This window comes from Bacillus niameyensis, assembly GCF_001375535.1.
Taxonomy (GTDB): domain Bacteria; phylum Bacillota; class Bacilli; order Bacillales; family Bacillaceae_C; genus Lederbergia; species Lederbergia niameyensis.
The window spans coordinates 2388375-2405776 of sequence record NZ_LN831197.1; the positions used below are offsets into that span (position 1 = coordinate 2388375).

A 17402-nucleotide genomic window follows, 5' to 3' on the forward strand; every position below is an offset into this window, starting at 1 on the left:
ACAATTCCACCCCACATTAATTCGCGATAGTCTTTAATTTATCATCGAGAAGCTGTTCAATTCGTTTACAAGCATCTTCTGGCTTCTCCATATTCGCCCAAAGAAACTGTAGTTCGTTTTCTAAAAGTTCAATATCAGAAATGGTTAAACCAAGCTCCCTCATCGTATACGCATACGGCATTACATTTTTAAACGCATTGTAATTTTCCGGATGGATTCCAGGCTGTAATAAATGGTTATCTTCAGCCACTACACGCAACATCGGAATCGTGCAACCATTTCGTTTAATCGTTGTTTGCGCCTCCGTACTGATCATATAGTTAATAAGGGCTTTCGCTGATTCCTTCATTTCACTGTTTCTGTTAATCGCCAGTGACCCGCCTAATAATAAGGTCGCTTTTTGCTTCTGTTCAGGAACAGGCATAATATCCCAACTAATCTTATGATCACGGAATTCATTCATAAAATAATACGTCGTTAAAATCATCGCTGCACGCTCGCGCATAAACATATTTTCTGCCATATCATTGCTTCCATGGGAAAAAATTGGAGATACTTTTTCTTCATACATTAAATCAAGACAAAACGTTAAAGCTTCCGTATTTTCTTTACTATTTAAAATCGATTCTGTTCGATCATCTTCAAAAAAACGACCGCCATTTTGCAACATAAAGACTGGCCAACGATGCGAAGAAGCTGAAAAACAAAAACCATATTGTTCAACTAATTCCTCCGCCTCTTCCTTCGTACACCTTTTCGCTACATCCAGTAAATCTCCCCAATTTTTCAATGGCGAATTTCCCGGAACTCCGGCTTCATTAAACATCCTTTTATTGAAACAAATAATAACTGGTGAAAACAAAAATGGTGTTGAAAGCACCTCTTCGTTTTTCGTAAACATTTCAAATATCTTCGGATAACTATCTAATTCAGGTTGCAAGTGATCTGGTAAATACGGATCAATAATATCTAATCGATTAAGCGCTTCTAACTGCCGATAATGCAAATCTGAGACCATAAAAACATCTGGACCGCTCCCTCGTTCAAATAATTGCGTCAAACTATAAACATAATCGGTCCCTGGTAGTAGTTGCAATTCCACTTTGACGAATGGATTTAATTGTTCAAAGCGGGCAATAATTTCTTCAACAATCTCAAGTTCATACGAATCAGAAAACCAGCCAAGCGTGATCGTTTGCTTCGATGTTTCTGCTGGTAATGTCACCCGATTACCCTTGCCTGGGATTTTCTCGATCAATCCCTCTTCTACAAGCTCAGCCAACGCTTTTCGAATCGACACTCGGCTTAGCTCATACGTTTTACTTAAAGTATTTTCAGGTAAAATAAATTCTCCTGGTTTAAGCCTTCCTGAAATAATTTCTTCCTTCAGTTCGGATAAAAACCGATTATATTTTACCTCAAATTCATTTCTCCTTTTCAACACATAGACCGCTCCTATACAACATGATGTTTCAATCTTAACCTGAGCATGTTTTCATTTGCAAAAGCTATGATGCTGTAAATGCTCATCTAGGAAAGAATAAGCCCATTCACGAATTTCGCACGGGAAATCATGCCCGACATTTCCCAAATAGAACTTAAAGGAAGCTTCTTCACCTAAAATTGTGTAGAGACGATCTAAATCGTTCACTGCATCCAAAGCTGGTTTCCAATGAGGGAAAATCCGATCATTTTGACCGATCCAAATAAACAATGGCGTCGGAGCTGCTAAGCCTGCAATTTCATGAAATTCAAATGGGACTTCATCATCCGTTAAAAACTCGCTCACTTTCGGCATATGGCTAAACCAATCCCGTTTTCCCCAGCGCTCTCTTTCCGGATCATTTGTAAATGTCGCAAAACCAGCGCTACATATAACAGCCTTGATTCTGCGATCGATCCCTGCTAAGAAATAAGCATTATATCCTCCAAGCGAGTGCCCAATCGCACCAATATTTCCGACCCAAGGGATTTTGCTTAATAAGGAGACACCTTGGCGGTGATCGACCAGCATTTTTGCGACAGCAGACCATTCTGGATATTGCTCATAAAATCGACCTGTATGAAACGCTTCTTCCCCTCTCTGAATCCGTTCACCTGCAGTAATCGTATCTGGAGCGAGAACGACAAACCCTCGTTTTACGAGTTCCAATCCATATGTTCGATTCGCTCTGCCGCTTTCAAGTGCAATATCTCCTTTACCAGTCGCTTCAGTTGGATGTAAGGCAAGAACAGCTGGGGTCTGCGACTTTGAAGGAGTGGTAGAAAACAATTCTACCTCTAAATATTTGCCCGAGATTACCCCTGCGGGCACTAATAAATAAGCCGTCACCCAGTCTTCATAAACAGTTTCATATTTTAAATGAATCCGTACATGATCTGTCTCTTCATCAATAGCGAGAAACTCGACTTTTTCACTGTCACACTCTGGGAGATCGCCGATGACATCAAGCCAATCTGCCATAATAGCTTTTCTCTTCGTTTCCCAATCATCTTTAGTTAAAATCCCCTCAAGTAAGGAGGGAATCCCTTCCTTCTGCAATTGTGCTAATTTATATGCCAACTTTTTTCACCACGATTCCTCTACTTCGACACTTAAAAGCCGTGACCCGCTGCCATAGTAAATTCGCCCGTCTTTAAAGGCGATGCCGCTCGTCGCTGCAATTTCGAGGGTTGTGACAATGGCTGGCTCTGCGTGCGACTCTAAATCAAACATAATGATAGTCTTACTGAATAATCCATATAGCTTTGTTCTTTGTTCATTCACTGTGAAGCCGCTTCTTACAGGTGTTCCGTACTTAGATAAATCAATAGACTTTGAGACTAACCCTTTAGTCGGATTGAAAATAAAGTATACCCCTTCGACCGTTAAGCAATGAGCCTGATCTTCACAGTCGATAAATAACTGTGATATTTCCCGGCTATCCGAAATTGGATTTAACACATACTCCACTTGTTTTTTGGACCAATTAAAATAATACAAGGCCCCTGTTTTTTCTTTCGACGATGCACCCCCAGGGGTGTCAATACTTGTTCCTCCTAAAACATCACCAGAACGCAAGATTCCTAGGCAAATTGTGCTTTGGTTCGGTACGATAGCAGTATGGGGAATAATCTCTATTTCTTTCGTCCCGACATGATAGATTCCCAATCCTCCGCCAGTCATTCCATACCCGGGAAAGCCGCCCCACACTATATGTTTTCCATCCGAATGAGAAACCGCACACCGCGGCCGATGAATACTTTCATGTTCACTTATTAAAATAGGATTTTGCGCTTTAGGAGCAATCGGCTTATTCAGATCGAATTCATAGATTTTACCACCTGCATAGGCAAAGCCGATCATTTTCATTCCTTGGGAAGCGTAAGCACAAATATTGCCCCCTCCTCCCCTTTCGATTGGACCATAATTTTGCATTTCTTCAAAGTCATATTTAAAAAACTGAAGTGGATGTTGCGACGTTCCATAAAGACAATCATCGGGGCCCTTATATAAAGGAGACAATACAGCGCCATCCGATCGATAAGTAAAATCCACTTGCTTTTGCTCACCGTCACTCGATTTACAAATAACGTAACCTTCCGAAAGGCTAAACTCTGCTATTGTATATTTGCGAGCTCCATTCCTATGAATTCGCTTAAATTGAAGGCCTGAATAATGTGAAGGCGCTCTACCTTTGCTCTTTTCAAGATAGCCATTGGAAAATGTATACCATTCAAAAGCGTGATTAACAGTTTGCATCGTTTCTGCTTCCCAATGACCGTAAACTCCACCATCCGTACCTTGATACACGAAGCCAGTTCCCCTCGTTCTCTCCTGATCAGCAACGAGCGACTGCTTTTTCCCTGTTGCTGGTTGAAAAGCGATAATATCTTTGCGTTCTGTTCCAACGCCCATATAAATCCAACCATTTAAATCTACAGCTAAACTCCCAGCATATTTCTCAGTGGGATCCATTGAACCATAATCAATAATACTGCGACTCTCAGGTATATATTGTAAAAGGTGGCAATGCGGATAAGTTGTGCAATAGATGTTGCCCTTTCTATCTTCCGCAAAACTAAAGCCAATAATTTCCTCACCATTTTCGTTCCACTTGTAATCGATCACTTTCTCTTTAAAAGGATCTAAAACGATGAGCATCTTCCCTGCACCTGTATAAAATAAACCAGACTTACTACTAAACGACGCAAATGGATATTCCACGTACTTTTCCGGAAAGAAAACTTGAGTTGCTTTCCCTGTTTCTAGATCCAAAATCATTAGAAACCCTTTTGCCGCAATGACAAATCTCTCTTCCCCATCAGAATTAATACAGATGGCAGCCGTTCTCGATTCCTGTGCTTGAACAGGTATTCCATGATCTTGCACATTTTTTTGTTCGATCATTCGATTTTCTCCGTTACTTTTATATTAGCAAAATGATTCGCTACTTTATTGATCGCCGCAATCGTCTCTTCCATATCCGCTTTTGTAAAAAATTCATTAACGTTCACACGAATAGCAGAAGTTAGAATTTCTTCCGCTACAGGACAACTTCCTTGCGAATAATCAACATCCGAAAGATTAAACGGATATGTGGTATGAAGATAGGCTTGTTTATTTTGGAACATAGGCTGTTCATATAACACTTTCGGAATATAGCCTGCCGCATTCGGAATTCCTTCAGCAGCTAGTGCTTCAGAAAACTCTACATTTGTGCAACCTAATACATTCATATCAAGTCTGAACATATAAAACCAGTAAGTGCACCAATCCTCTTCTGAAACTTCCATTGGAAAGACGCCTTTTATTTCCTTTAAGCCTTCGCCAAGCATTTGCCCGTGCTGGTGTCGCCTTTCGCAAATCGATTGAAGCTTCCTCAATTGAGCGATTCCAACAGCACTTTGAAGCTCTGTCATTCGATAATTCGGAGCTAAATAATGGATATCCTTGGAGACTTGATCATCAAAGCGTCGATAATTTTTATCGGCAAAGGCATGAGCTCTTTGATAGTCCGCCTCAACTCCGGAATTGATTGTGACAACTCCCCCATCACCAGTCGAAATATGTTTGAAATCATTTGTACTGAAGCAACCATAATCACCAATCGTTCCAACTAATTTCCCTTTATATCGAGTTAAATAACTTTGCGCACAATCTTCAATCACTTTCAAACTATGCTTTTCGGCCATTTCCATGATTGGATCCATATCACATGGATTCCCGGCTAAATGTACAACAAGAATCGCTTTCGTTTTTGCTGTAATCTTTTTTTCTATCGATCGGGGATCAAGATTAAAAGAGTATGGTTTAAGATCGGCAAACACAGGGATCGCATTTTGATAAAGAATCCCAACAACAGTACCTTGATCTGTAATCGGACTTGTAATCACTTCATCTCCAGCACTCACTCCAGCCGCTCCCAAAGCAACATGAATCGAGGCTGTGCCTGAAGAAGTGGCGACACTATGCTTCACATTAAACATGTCATTAAAATCAGCCAGAAACTGCTTTGTCTTTTTCCCAAAATGATAAAACAAAGTGTTTTGTTCCAGCGTTTCCCTTAACTCATTCAGTTCCTCTTCACCAAATCGCTTTCCTGTTCCAAATGGAGTTGTTTTTGTTTTCGGGCCACCATGAATGGCCAATTGCTGACGACTCACTTCAGTCACTCCTCATATTTTTATGGATTCAGCTTTCACAATTTGTCTTATACCAGGAATACCAAACTTGTAAACGCAGTCACTCTCTGACCCTTCTTTTACAGGTATCCAAACGACTAGATCATCCATTTCTCGGTCACTGCTCACCTTTACTTTTTCACCTTCCATCGTCAACTGAACGGTTCTTCGTGCCCGCTCCCATTCATTAATTTGCTTGGAGGTCCAGAAGGTGAATCCTTCTGCTTTTGCTGTTTCGGCCACTTCTATAATTGCTTTTCGAACTGCTGGCTTATTATAAATATGAATTTGGTGAAATAGAAAATGTGCTACTCCATTTACACGTTTTACTTTTTCTAAAAACGGTTGAATGACGCTTGTATCAGCTAATGTTTCATGGTTTAAATCCTGTGTAAGAAAGCCTATTTCTAGTACATTATAAAAGCGATTATGTTCATCCGCCCACGCGACTGGAAAATACGGCTTACAAGTCCCGAACGGAAAACCGACATTCCCTTTCTTACTCGGTCCCCGTGTTTGATCAACCTCTATCCCATTGCGTTCACACCATCTAAATAGCTCTCCCCACCCTTCAAAGCGGGTGTAATGATTTTTATTAGAAATGACATCGTTTTCACTAATAGCCTTTTTCAACCATGCCAATTGGGCGTTAAATTCTTCCTCCGACCAACTACCGCCTTCTGTTTCCAGAGCATTGTAATGGAAGGCAAGTTCATGGCCAGCTTGTTTTACCTTCTCATACATTTCTGAGCTATACCCAGGGGCGATCATACACCAAGTAGAGCAAACTCCGATCTCTTCTAAAACTTTTAACGCCGCTTCTGCAGACTCTTCAACATTCAAATCACTATCATGCGAGATCATCGCGATCTGATCAATTCCAGAAGGCCATGGCTCGACAAATGGCAATGTTAAATTTTGATCCAATACTCTCTGAAGCAAATGTTCCAGTATAACCTCTCTCCACAAATCGGCATAGGGCTGTGAAAAATAGGGAATTCCTGTTTCCGTGTGCTCACGATCTTTTTCCCAATCCAGCTCGAAACCATCATCTGCTTTTAAAATTCCTTCATCAAGATTCGCTGTACCATCTGGGGCAGGTATTCCGTCCTCCGTTACTGGCGCAGTTCCTTGTTGAAAAGCGACAATGGATTCTGGTATATGAATCGCCCATCGATCGATTAACCCTTTCCCAACAGAAAACTGTTGAAGTGCGGCTAGGTTTTCTTCCCGAATGTTCCCCTTTTCTATGAGCGTATTAGTCTCAAGGCATTCCCACGGTGCGGCATGGAGAAATCGCAGTGAACTTTCTTGATGAAACTCTAAATGTAAATCGGCATAGCCTTTCTTAATCTTCGGGAGGCTTTTACAGTTCAGATCCTCCGCCAGAAAATCTAAGCCGCCATAATTTATAATGGTTCCACCTAATGATACATAATGTAATAATGTCTTTCTCGTTGCATCATCATCCTTTGCAACAGCCACTATTAAAATATTAAACTGCTGAATTGCCGATAAACTGTCCACTAAATCATACGGGATACGCGCATGCTCCAATACTTCTATAATATATCGTTCAAAAATATTTTTTTGATCAGCCCACAAGCTGAAACTTGCTTGCTTATCAAAGAAAACACCAATCCGAGCCAATTTCATCTTATCACCTGCTTATCTATGAACATGTATTTTACCTGTATACATAGATTAATGGAAAACGCCTAATATTTCAATAATATTTTAAAAATTGTTTATAATTTTTAAAACCAATAAGACTAACTTACGTTTTTATACAGTAAAATAGGGGAGAATCTATTTGAAAAGATGAAAGTGAGGAAGATATTGTGCAGTATCCATCTTATCGTACAATGAAATCGGCTGAGAAACCTAAGATCATAAAAGTAACTGGTGAAGGTATTATCTCTATCCGTCCAGACCAAGCTGAAATCACACTCGGCGTTTCTACTGAAGATGCCAACTTATCGAAAGCGTTAGAAATAAATGCGAACAAAATTGGTGCCATTATACAGACCCTTTACAACCTTGGGATGAAAGAAAATGAAATCCAAACATCTCATTATTCCATTTCTCCTCAATATGACTATATCGATGGAAAGCAAACCTTTCGCAATTATCGCGTCGAGCATTTGCTCCACTTAACAGTAAAAGATATCCAAAAGGTTGGTATGATTGTCGATGGAGCCGTAACAAGTGGCGCAAACGAAATATCCGCCATTCAGTTCAGTTCCTCGCAGTATCATCATTATTACGAGCAAGCATTATCTAAAGCTGTCATAAACGCTATTCAGAAGGCCAACACCATTGCCCAAACAATTAAAGTACAATTAAGCCAACCACCTAAATCTATCACTGAATTGCCGTTACCTATAAATGGCCCGATTCCTTTTCAATCCCATGTATTGATGAAAAGTGAGAGTGCAACTTCGATCCAACCTGGAACAATGGATATTAGCAGTCAAGTTGAGGTCGTGTTTAACTATTTTTAAAATGGCAACGCTATCAATGGATATTACTGAATATTCATATGTCCAACTCAATTTATACATGTTATAATAATTAAATTACAGATAATTTAGAGTAAGCAAAGGAAGTGGAAAACGTCATGAGTGAAACGAACCTAAAGTCCAATGCTGTTCATGTTGAGGATATTCTTATCGCTTACCAACAACTAAAAGACGTAGTGGCACATACGCCTTTGCAGAAGAATGAGCGTCTGTCCGAAAAATATGACTGCCATGTCTATATTAAGAGAGAGGACTTGCAGCATGTACGTTCTTTTAAGTTGCGGGGAGCCTTTTACAAAATAAAAACAATCGAGGAAGAAGCACGTGATAAAGGCGTTGTCTGTGCAAGTGCAGGCAACCATGCTCAAGGTGTCGCATTCGCCTGTTCCCACCTCGGTATTTATGGGAAGATCTTCATGCCACAAACAACTCCCAAACAAAAAATTGATCAAGTAAGAATGTTCGGAAGAGAGTATGTAGAAATTATTTTGGTCGGAGATACTTTTGATGATTCTTCAGCAAGTGCGATGGAATATTGCGAAAAAGAAGGGATGATTTTCATCCATCCTTTTGATGACCTTGATGTCATTGCTGGACAAGGAACTGTCGCTGTCGAAATTATGAATGACCTAGAAGAACCAGTCGATTATGTTTTCGCCAGTATCGGTGGAGGCGGGCTCGTATCAGGCTTAAGTTCCTATATTAAAAATTTATCCCCTCGCACGAAAATAGTTGGAATCGAACCTGCTGGAGCAGCAAGTATGAAGGCAGCTATAGCAAACAATGGGGTTACTACCCTTGATACGATCGACAAATTTGTTGACGGAGCAGCTGTAGCATGTGCAGGTAAAAAGACCTTTGAAATATGTAGGAATTACGTTGACGATATTTTCCCTGTCCCAGAAGGTAAAGTTTGTACAACTATTTTAGATTTATATAATCAGCATGCAATTATTGCCGAACCAGCAGGAGCATTACCAATCGCAGCACTTGATTTTTATAAAGATGAAATCAAAGGCAAATCAGTCATTTGTGTCGTTAGTGGCGGGAATAATGATATTGGACGCATGCAGGAAATTAAAGAAAAATCGCTTTTATATGAAGGTCTTCTTTATTATTTCATCATTAACTTCCCACAACGCGCTGGAGCCTTGCGTGAATTTTTAGACACTGTTTTGGGACCTGATGACGACATTACTCACTTTGAATATACAAAGAAGAATAATAAGGAAAGTGGACCAGGACTTGTCGGGATTGAATTAAAAAATAAGGAAGATTACGCTGGACTTGTTGAGCGCATGGAACAAAGAGGCTTTCCTTTTACAGAAGTGAATAAGGATAGTACATTGTTTCACTTACTTATTTAGAAACAAAAAGCGCAAGCGCATTGATGTACAAACTTCTATAATAAGGATGAACGGCTAAAGACTCGCCGTTCTGACCAATGTCCTGTTGGCATGAGATAAAGAAAACACGATGAGCCGTAGTTTGACTCATCGTAGAAAGAAGCATAGGAGTTTGTACGTCGATATGCGCTGGAGCTAGATGAGCACGAAGGAGCTAGGGAATCGTTCCCCTAGCTCCTTTTTTATATTAAACCCCTTTATACGCAAGTCTATATATCTCTGCAAGTTCACTAACTAATGGTAATCGTGGATTAGCGGTTGTACATTGATCTTCAAATGCACGATCAGCCATTTGATCCACTTTACGCTCAAAAGCATCTTTATCGACACCATTCGCAGCAATACTCATTGGAATATCAAGTTCTTTTGCTAGTTTTATAACCGCTTGAACTAGACTCTCTACGCCTTCCTCCGTTGTCCGCGCTTGAAGTCCAAGCACCCTTGCAATTTCTGCATATCGCCTATCAGCAATAAACTTCTCATACTTTGGAAATGCCGTAAATTTAGTAGGCTTCGTTCCATTATAGCGAATGACATGTGGTAAAAGGATCGTATTCGCACGACCATGTGCGATGCTAAATTCAGCACCAAGCTTATGAGCTAAACTATGGTTAATACCAAGGAACGCATTGGAGAAGGCCATTCCAGCAATTGTTGATGCATTGTGCATTTTCTCACGTGCTAGTTCATCAGTAGCTCCATTATGATAAGCTCTTGGTAAATATTCAAAGACAAGTTGGATCGCCTTCATAGCGAGTGCATCCGTATAGTCGTTAGCCATAACAGAGACATATGCTTCGAGAGCATGTGTCAAAACATCCATTCCTGTATCTGCTGTAACAGTCTTCGGAACGGTCATAACGAGTTGTGGGTCAATTATCGCCACATCTGGTGTTAATTCATAGTCAGCCAACGGATATTTTGTATTCGTTGCTTTGTCAGTAATAACGGCGAAGGAGGTCACTTCTGCCCCTGTTCCAGATGTTGTAGGAATGGCGACAAATTGTGCTTTCCGACCAAGGTTCGGAAACTTGACGACTCTTTTGCGGATATCCATAAATTTTTGTTTTAAGCCACGGAAGTCTGTTTCCGGATATTCATAGAACAACCACATTGCTTTGGCTGCATCCATCGGAGAACCGCCGCCAAGTGCGATAATCACATCTGGTTGGAAACTTCTCATCATTTCCGCGCCTTTCATGACTGTTTCTATACTTGGATCTGGCTCCACATCGGAAAAGACTTGGCAATTAACATAATCTTGACGTTTTCTTAAATAGTAAAGAAGTTTTGCGACATATCCGAGTTTGACCATTCCAGGATCAGTAACGATCATTGCTTTCGAAATATTAGGCATCTTTTCCAAATATTGAATCGCATGTTTTTCAAAATAAATTTTAGGTGGAACTTTAAACCACTGCATATTGACATTCCTTTTCGCCACTTTTTTAGTATTAACAAGGTGGACAGCGCCAACGTTCGTTGAAACTGAGTTTCCTCCATAAGTTCCACAGCCAAGTGTAAGGGATGGCATATAGGCATTATATATATCCCCTATCGCACCTTGAGAAGATGGAGCATTGACAATAATCCGGCCTGCCTTCATTCGCATTCCAAACATTTCAATGACAGCTTCATCTGTTGAATGAATAACGGCTGAATGTCCCATTCCCCCAAACCGAAGCATTTCTTCTGCTCTTTTTAGTCCTTCTTTTAAAGTATTTACTTTGTAGCATGCAAGCACAGGACTTAGTTTTTCTCTGGAAAGTGGAAATTCTGGTCCGACTCCTTCTAGTTCTGCCACTAGCATCTTTGTTTCCGCCGGTACTTTCACACCAGCCATTTCAGCTATTTTCGCTGCTGGCATTCCGACAATATCCGCATTAACCGCACATTTTTCTTCGTTAATAACAAGTTTTTCAACTTTACCTTTTTCTTCTTCATTTAGGAAGTAACATTTATTAGTAATCATCTCTTGTTTTACTTGATGATATATTTCTTTATCGATAATAACCGCCTGTTCGGAAGCACAAATCATTCCATTATCAAATGTTTTGGATAAAATTAAATCATTAACGGCACGTTCTATATTGGCTGTTTTTTCTATATAACAAGGCACATTACCAGGTCCAACGCCAAGCGCTGGTTTACCAGAGCTATATGCAGACTTCACCATGCCTGAACCGCCAGTTGCAAGAATCATCGAAACGCCCGAATGATTCATCAATGTTCTTGTAGCCTCAACAGATGGTGTTTCAATCCACTGGATGCAATTCGCAGGAGCACCCGCATTGATTGCCGCATCCCTTAATATTCTTGCTGCTTCACTACTACATTTTTGAGCTGAAGGATGAAATGCAAAGATGATCGGGTTTCTTGTTTTAATGGCACTTAATGCCTTAAACATCGTTGTTGATGTTGGGTTTGTTACAGGTGTAACTCCCGCAATAATCCCAACAGGTTCCGCAATTTCTATAATTCCTTCATGTTCATTTTCATGGATGATTCCGACTGTTTTATCGTATTTAATATTATGGTAGATGTACTCAGTCGCAAAGATATTTTTAATGATTTTATCTTCATATACTCCCCGCTTCGTTTCTTCTACCGCCATTTTTGCGAGCTGCATATGCTGATCAAGCCCAGCGACAGCCATCGCCTTTACAATACGATCAATCTGTTCTTGGTCATAATAATGAAATTGTTCTAAAGCTATTAAACCATTATTAACCAAGTCATCAATCATCGAATGGACATCTTTAGTTTGCGGATTCTTCATTTCAGTTGTTGTCATTTTTAGTCCCTCCTGACGAATTAACCATTGTGAATTATTTCACATAATGTTTTAAAAAAAATATAACTTTTCCAGCTAACACAAATTCATTGCTTGAACTGCTTGAACCTTTTTCAAATTTACAACTGATGGATGTTGTTGTGATGCTCTTGCAATAGTAGGTTCTTGTGAATGGAATCTTTTATAATGTGAGATTTCTCTAGTGATGGATTCAAAATATGTTTGTACAAACAACTTCTCATCTGTAGAGAATGTCTTCCATTCATACAAAATCACATCGATCCCCCTTACATTCTTTTGTCACCTTTAATATAACATAATCATTCAGAAAAATCATGTGAAATGTTGAACAAACTTTAATTTTTTTATTGAATACGATTACATTCATCGTTTCTGAATACATTTATAGGTTGTGGTACGATTATAATAATATGATTGAATACAATTAGAGGGATGATCATTTGAAACAGATATACAGTGAAATCATTCAATTTCGTGGAAACCATTATAATTTTGGCTATATGCAAGGTGAAAAACTGAAAGATTCGTTGACAGTAAAAAATCGTGAACGGCAATGGAAGGTCCGAAAACCGCGTTTTATGGTTGACATAGATGAAGTAAAAAGTGCGATTTGTACATTTGCACCTGGAATTTTGGATGAGCTATTAGGCTATCAAGAAGCTCTTAAATGGCCAATTGAAAAAGTTCTGCAAGAATTCGGCGGCTATCGGGTGGAATATGTAAAATCAGGTTGCTCGATTTTAACTGGTGATCATTTTCTAATCCGCAATTACGATTACCATCCAAAGACATATGAAGGACGCTATATTGTTTATCAGCCAACAGATCAAGGCTATGCGATTATTGGCCCTAGCCAAAGAGGAACAGGTCGGATGGATGGTATGAATGAGAAAGGGTTAGCGATGGGATACAATTTTATGAATCGCAAGCAGCCTGGTGATGGCTTTATTTGTTGTATGATCGGCAGACTGATTTTGGAATCTTGCGCGACAGTGATGGAGGCAGTAGAGATGTTGAAAGAGATCCCCCATCGTCACTCGTTTACGTATGTCGTTTATGATCGGAGTGGAGAAACATATATTGTAGAGACTTCCCCACGGCTTGTTCAAGTTAGACAAGCCAATGCTTGTACAAATCATTTCGAAATGATGAAAGACGAGAATCGCCATCATCTTGTTGATTCCAAAAGAAGGCTGGATGTCATCGAGTCGGAGCGGTCTGGCCTTGTCAATGCCTATGACGCCTTTCGTCTTATGAATGACAGGAATCGTGGAGTTTTCTCTGATTTATATAGCAGTTGGGCTGGCACGATCCATACTTCGGCGTACCTACCGCGAGAATTGGAAGCCTGGATTGCATTGGGCGGCGATCAAGAACCAGTTAAATTCAGCTTTTCCGAGTGGTTAGCTGGCAAGGATCTGGAACTAGATCAGATTACAGGTGAAGTTGATACAGATATCCCATTTGTGCATATGGATGAAGGCGCACACTGGTCACGGTGAATTGTGTGGGCTTCAGTGCTTTGAGAACGATTCAACCGCATTCGTTACCGTTTCACTTGGGGGATTCGTCTTTCGGGAACGATTCAACCGCATTCGTTACCGTTTTACTTGGGGGATTCGTCTTTCGGGAACGATTCAACCGCATTCGTTACCGTTTCACTTAGGGGATTCGTCTTTCGGGAACGATTCAGAGCTATTCAAGCATAATTTAGAGAAATGCCTTAACTTCTGTTTGCGATCACGTTAAAAAGGCTGATTCCGTCCCATGAAATCAGCCTTTTTTGTTAAAAATATTATTCATACCTCAATGCATCTATTGGACTAAGCTTTGATGCTTTATTGGCTGGTAAGATGCCAAAAATAATCCCAATAAAGGCGGAGAATCCGACGCCGATCAACACTACAAGTGGGCTGACCATAGCGTTTATCGGTGACAGCCAGGTAATTAATCCAGTTGCTGCACTAGCTAAGCCTATCCCGATCAAGCCTCCTAGCGAAGTAAGTGTGATGGACTCAATCAAAAACTGAAAAAGAATTTTTCCTCGTGTCGCACCAAGTGCTTTCCGAAGACCAATTTCCCTCGTTCTTTCCGTCACAGATACGAGCATAATATTCATTACACCGATTCCCCCGACTAAAAGGGAAATACCAGCAATACTTCCAATGAATAACGTCATAATCAAAATAACTTGATTAAATTCATTTTCAAATTCAGACATATCGTACGTAGTAAAATAACCATCTTCCAGTTCTTTACTGACTGTTAATGTTTCTGCAGCCAATCTTCCTGTCTCTGCGAGCGTTTCTGGATTTTCAGCTAAAACCGAAATGTTTTCTATTTCACTATTTCCATACATCATTGAAATAACGGCACGGGGCATAAGTAATTCGCCACTCTCGTTATATTGAAATTGTTCAGGTATCGGAGATTTATAAACCCCTATAATTTTAAATGGATTGTCATTAATATCAACAATCTCTCCGATCGGATTTTCATCTTCCTTAAAAAATTTTTCACGGGCCTTTTTATCAATCATAATAACTCGATTCATTCCTTCGTTATCTCGAGCATTAATAGGTCTTCCCTCAAGCACCTCGATACTACGAGCTGAAAAATATTCTTTTCCAACTCCTGTAATTTGCATATCACCTGTTTTATCATTATGAACCATCATGCCCCAACCTGTATTTGTACCAATAACAGCCTTCACTCCTGGTACCTCTGCAACTACTTCCAAATCAGTTGGTGATAAATTTGGTGGTTCATAACTCCACTGCCCACTCTCCATTTCCTCTTCTGTTGGCTGGTAATCATAGTATATTTCAATCACATTTTCATCCACAGCAAAAATCTCATCCGTCAGCTGCGTTTGTGCTCCTTGCCCTAGCGCGACAATGATGATAACAGCCGCAACCCCAATAATAATCCCTAACATCGTCAGCAAAGCACGGACTTTATGATTCCATATCGAAGAAAAGGCGATTTTAAAGCTTTCCAGTATATTCATGAGGTCAGCCTCCTCCGATTATCATCTGTAATCAAGCCATCCCGTAACGTGATAACCCTATTCGCATAAGCAGCAACCTCTTCTTCATGCGTAACAACAATAATCGTTTTTCCTTCCTGATTCAGCTGAACAAATAACTCCATAATTTGCGTACTTGTCTTTGAATCAAGTGCACCAGTAGGCTCGTCCGCCATAATAACAGAGGGATTATTCACAAGCGCACGTGCAATTGCAACCCGCTGTTTTTGTCCGCCTGATAATTGGTTAGGCAAGTGCTTTACTCGATCACCAAGACCAACCTTTTCCAACATTTGCTGGGACCTTTCCCTGCGCTCACGTTTTGACACACCAGCATAGACTAGCGGCGTCTCCACATTTTTCAACGCATTCAATCTTGGTAAAAGGAAAAATTGCTGAAAGACAAAACCGATATGACGATTACGAAGTTGTGCTAATTGTTTTTCCTTAAACGTGCTAATTTTTTCTTCATTCAACTCATATGTTCCTTCTGTTGGGTAATCGAGAAAACCAATAATATTCATTAAAGTCGATTTGCCCGAACCTGAAGGACCCATTATCGCAACAAACTCGCCGTCCTCGATTTCTAAATCGATTCCATGTAAAACAGGAACTTTTAATGAACCATTCCCGTACACTTTTGTAATTTTACTCAATTTCATCATAGGACGTCACTTCCATTCCATCATACAATTCCATATATGGCGAGACTACGACTAATTCATCTTTCACAACACCTGCTGTGATTTCGATGAACTCATCATTCATAGCTCCGGTTGTGACTTCACGTCTTTCAAGCATTCCATCCTTCAATACATAAATAATGGTTGATTCTTCTTCATCAATAATGGCCATATGCGGAACAACAAGTGATTTTTCTCCGCCACCCATTTTGACTTCTAAGGAAACGTGGAAACCTTGACGTAATTCAGATGTATCATCTGTAATAGCTACCTTAAATGGATAAGTGGTTACATTGCCACCCCCGCCCATCATATCGTATTCTCCGCCACCACCTTCATCTGTTGGAAAGTGAGACACAGATTCAACAACGCCTTTCCATTCGCGGTCTTTAAACACCTTTGGTCGAACGATAACAGGCTGGTCTTTTTCAATCTTAACAGCATCAAATTCACTCATCGTTCCAATGACCTTAAATGGTTCACTGGAAATAATATGGACAACAGGTTCATTAGAACCCATTTCCGTTTTCGCCACATTCGGATCTATTTTTACGATAATTCCATCTATTTTACTTACTACAGTCATCGCTTTAATTTGAGCATCTAGATCATTAATTGTTTCCTGAACACCTTCAATTTCGGACTTAGTCCCTTCGTATTGCATTTCCATTTGAACCTTTTCATTTTCCAGTTGATTGACATCTTCTTGAGTCACAACTTCCTCAATAACTTCTGCCTCTGGATCTATCTTCCTTCCAACCTTTTTCTTGGCTTCTTTAATCTGTTTATCTAATGCAGCCATTTGGTTTATTTCAATTTGGGCACGCTTTTTAATTAAATCTCGTTCACGTACGGAACGTTCAAACTCTCGTGCCAATTTAGTAGAATCATAGATAAAAAGCGGATCGCCAGCTTTCACTTCTTGGTTTTCTTCTACCTTAAATTCTAGAATTTCACCCTTTTCTTGCTCCAAATATATCTTTTGTTCTCCTTCTGGAACAATTTGTCCCGTGACAAGAATACTTTCTGTTAATTCTCGCTCCGACGCTTTTTGAACAGCAATAGGCATTTCCTCTTCCTCAAAACTTGATGCTTTTTGGGCACCCATCTTTAAAACAATTGTGGCTGCCACCCCAAAAATAATGAGTACCCCAACAATAACCCCAATCCAAATCCATACCTTCTTTTTCACATTTGATCCCCCTGATTAATACTCTCATTCTCTAGACAAGAAAATAATAGGATAAATTCCAGTCCTACCTAATATAACGTATATTCCGACAA

At 39.9% G+C, this 17402-nt stretch carries 14 protein-coding genes; 4 read left to right on the forward strand and 10 right to left on the reverse strand.

Annotated elements, in window-relative coordinates:
- Positions 1-16: 16 nt before the first annotated feature.
- From BN1243_RS11265 to BN1243_RS11285, 5 genes are read right to left on the reverse strand one after another with little or no spacing between them, the layout of a single operon-like run.
- A complete protein-coding gene (locus BN1243_RS11265; RefSeq protein ID WP_062106853.1) occupies positions 17-1444 on the reverse strand; it encodes an extracellular solute-binding protein in 1428 nt (475 codons plus the stop codon).
- A 51-nt stretch (positions 1445-1495) separates the two neighbouring features.
- A complete protein-coding gene (locus BN1243_RS11270) occupies positions 1496-2563 on the reverse strand; it encodes an alpha/beta hydrolase family protein (RefSeq protein ID WP_062106855.1) in 1068 nt (355 codons plus the stop codon).
- 6 nt (positions 2564-2569) lie between these two features.
- Positions 2570-4390, reverse strand: a complete 1821-nt coding sequence (locus tag BN1243_RS11275) for a hypothetical protein (RefSeq protein ID WP_062106857.1) — start codon at positions 4388-4390, stop codon at positions 2570-2572.
- Entirely contained in the window at positions 4387-5646 is a 1260-nt protein-coding gene (locus BN1243_RS11280; protein WP_062106859.1) for a DegT/DnrJ/EryC1/StrS family aminotransferase, read from the reverse strand. Before BN1243_RS11280 ends, BN1243_RS11275 begins: the two co-directional genes overlap by 4 nt.
- Positions 5647-5658: 12 nt before the next feature.
- A complete protein-coding gene (locus tag BN1243_RS11285) occupies positions 5659-7320 on the reverse strand; it encodes a polysaccharide deacetylase family protein (protein WP_062106861.1) in 1662 nt (553 codons plus the stop codon).
- Between the two features lie 209 nt (positions 7321-7529).
- Between BN1243_RS11285 and BN1243_RS11290 the strand changes: the two genes are divergently transcribed.
- Together BN1243_RS11290 and ilvA are read left to right on the forward strand one after the other, a co-directional pair.
- Positions 7530-8168, forward strand: coding sequence for an SIMPL domain-containing protein (locus BN1243_RS11290; protein ID WP_069201861.1), 639 nt, complete (start codon positions 7530-7532; stop codon positions 8166-8168).
- A gap of 116 nt (positions 8169-8284) precedes the next feature.
- A complete protein-coding gene (gene ilvA, locus BN1243_RS11295) occupies positions 8285-9553 on the forward strand; it encodes a threonine ammonia-lyase IlvA (RefSeq protein ID WP_062106865.1) in 1269 nt (422 codons plus the stop codon).
- 226 nt (positions 9554-9779) lie between these two features.
- On the opposite strand, the gene adhE is transcribed toward ilvA, so the two are convergent.
- Both adhE and BN1243_RS11305 read right to left on the reverse strand, forming a co-directional pair.
- Positions 9780-12386 carry a bifunctional acetaldehyde-CoA/alcohol dehydrogenase gene (adhE, locus tag BN1243_RS11300; protein WP_062106867.1) on the reverse strand — a complete coding sequence of 869 codons (2607 nt, stop codon included), beginning with the start codon at positions 12384-12386 and terminating at the stop codon, positions 9780-9782.
- 75 nt (positions 12387-12461) lie between these two features.
- A complete protein-coding gene (locus BN1243_RS11305; protein ID WP_062106869.1) occupies positions 12462-12662 on the reverse strand; it encodes a hypothetical protein in 201 nt (66 codons plus the stop codon).
- A gap of 185 nt (positions 12663-12847) precedes the next feature.
- On the opposite strand from BN1243_RS11305, the gene BN1243_RS11310 reads away from it, so the two are divergent.
- Both BN1243_RS11310 and BN1243_RS22655 read left to right on the forward strand, forming a co-directional pair.
- A complete protein-coding gene (locus BN1243_RS11310) occupies positions 12848-13909 on the forward strand; it encodes a C45 family autoproteolytic acyltransferase/hydrolase (RefSeq protein ID WP_062106871.1) in 1062 nt (353 codons plus the stop codon).
- On the forward strand, positions 13884-14156 hold the full coding sequence (locus BN1243_RS22655; RefSeq protein WP_230200178.1) for a hypothetical protein: 273 nt from the start codon (positions 13884-13886) through the stop codon (positions 14154-14156). The genes BN1243_RS11310 and BN1243_RS22655 overlap by 26 nt, the downstream gene beginning before the upstream one ends.
- Before the next feature lie 46 nt (positions 14157-14202).
- Here the strand turns inward: BN1243_RS22655 and BN1243_RS11315 are convergent, their stop codons facing one another.
- From BN1243_RS11315 to BN1243_RS11325, 3 genes are read right to left on the reverse strand one after another with little or no spacing between them, the layout of a single operon-like run.
- Positions 14203-15417, reverse strand: a complete 1215-nt coding sequence (locus BN1243_RS11315) for an ABC transporter permease (protein ID WP_062106873.1) — start codon at positions 15415-15417, stop codon at positions 14203-14205.
- Positions 15414-16100 carry an ABC transporter ATP-binding protein gene (locus BN1243_RS11320; protein WP_062106875.1) on the reverse strand — a complete coding sequence of 229 codons (687 nt, stop codon included), beginning with the start codon at positions 16098-16100 and terminating at the stop codon, positions 15414-15416. Before BN1243_RS11320 ends, BN1243_RS11315 begins: the two co-directional genes overlap by 4 nt.
- Positions 16084-17310, reverse strand: a complete 1227-nt coding sequence (locus BN1243_RS11325; protein WP_062106877.1) for an efflux RND transporter periplasmic adaptor subunit — start codon at positions 17308-17310, stop codon at positions 16084-16086. The genes BN1243_RS11320 and BN1243_RS11325 overlap by 17 nt, the downstream gene beginning before the upstream one ends.
- Positions 17311-17402: the final 92 nt, after the last annotated feature.

Excerpts from the sequence above, each read along its gene's own strand:
- BN1243_RS11315 (WP_062106873.1), bottom strand. The coding sequence starts at position 15,417 with ATGAATATACTGGAAAGCTTTAAAATCGCCTTTTCTTCGATATGGAAT.
- BN1243_RS22655 (WP_230200178.1), top strand. The coding sequence starts at position 13,884 with ATGAAGGCGCACACTGGTCACGGTGAATTGTGTGGGCTTCAGTGCTTT.
- BN1243_RS11320 (WP_062106875.1), bottom strand. The coding sequence starts at position 16,100 with ATGATGAAATTGAGTAAAATTACAAAAGTGTACGGGAATGGTTCATTA.
- BN1243_RS11285 (WP_062106861.1), bottom strand. The coding sequence starts at position 7,320 with ATGAAATTGGCTCGGATTGGTGTTTTCTTTGATAAGCAAGCAAGTTTC.
- BN1243_RS11290 (WP_069201861.1), top strand. The coding sequence starts at position 7,530 with ATGAAATCGGCTGAGAAACCTAAGATCATAAAAGTAACTGGTGAAGGT.
- ilvA (WP_062106865.1), top strand. The coding sequence starts at position 8,285 with ATGAGTGAAACGAACCTAAAGTCCAATGCTGTTCATGTTGAGGATATT.
- adhE (WP_062106867.1), bottom strand. The coding sequence starts at position 12,386 with ATGACAACAACTGAAATGAAGAATCCGCAAACTAAAGATGTCCATTCG.
- BN1243_RS11275 (WP_062106857.1), bottom strand. The coding sequence starts at position 4,390 with ATGATCGAACAAAAAAATGTGCAAGATCATGGAATACCTGTTCAAGCA.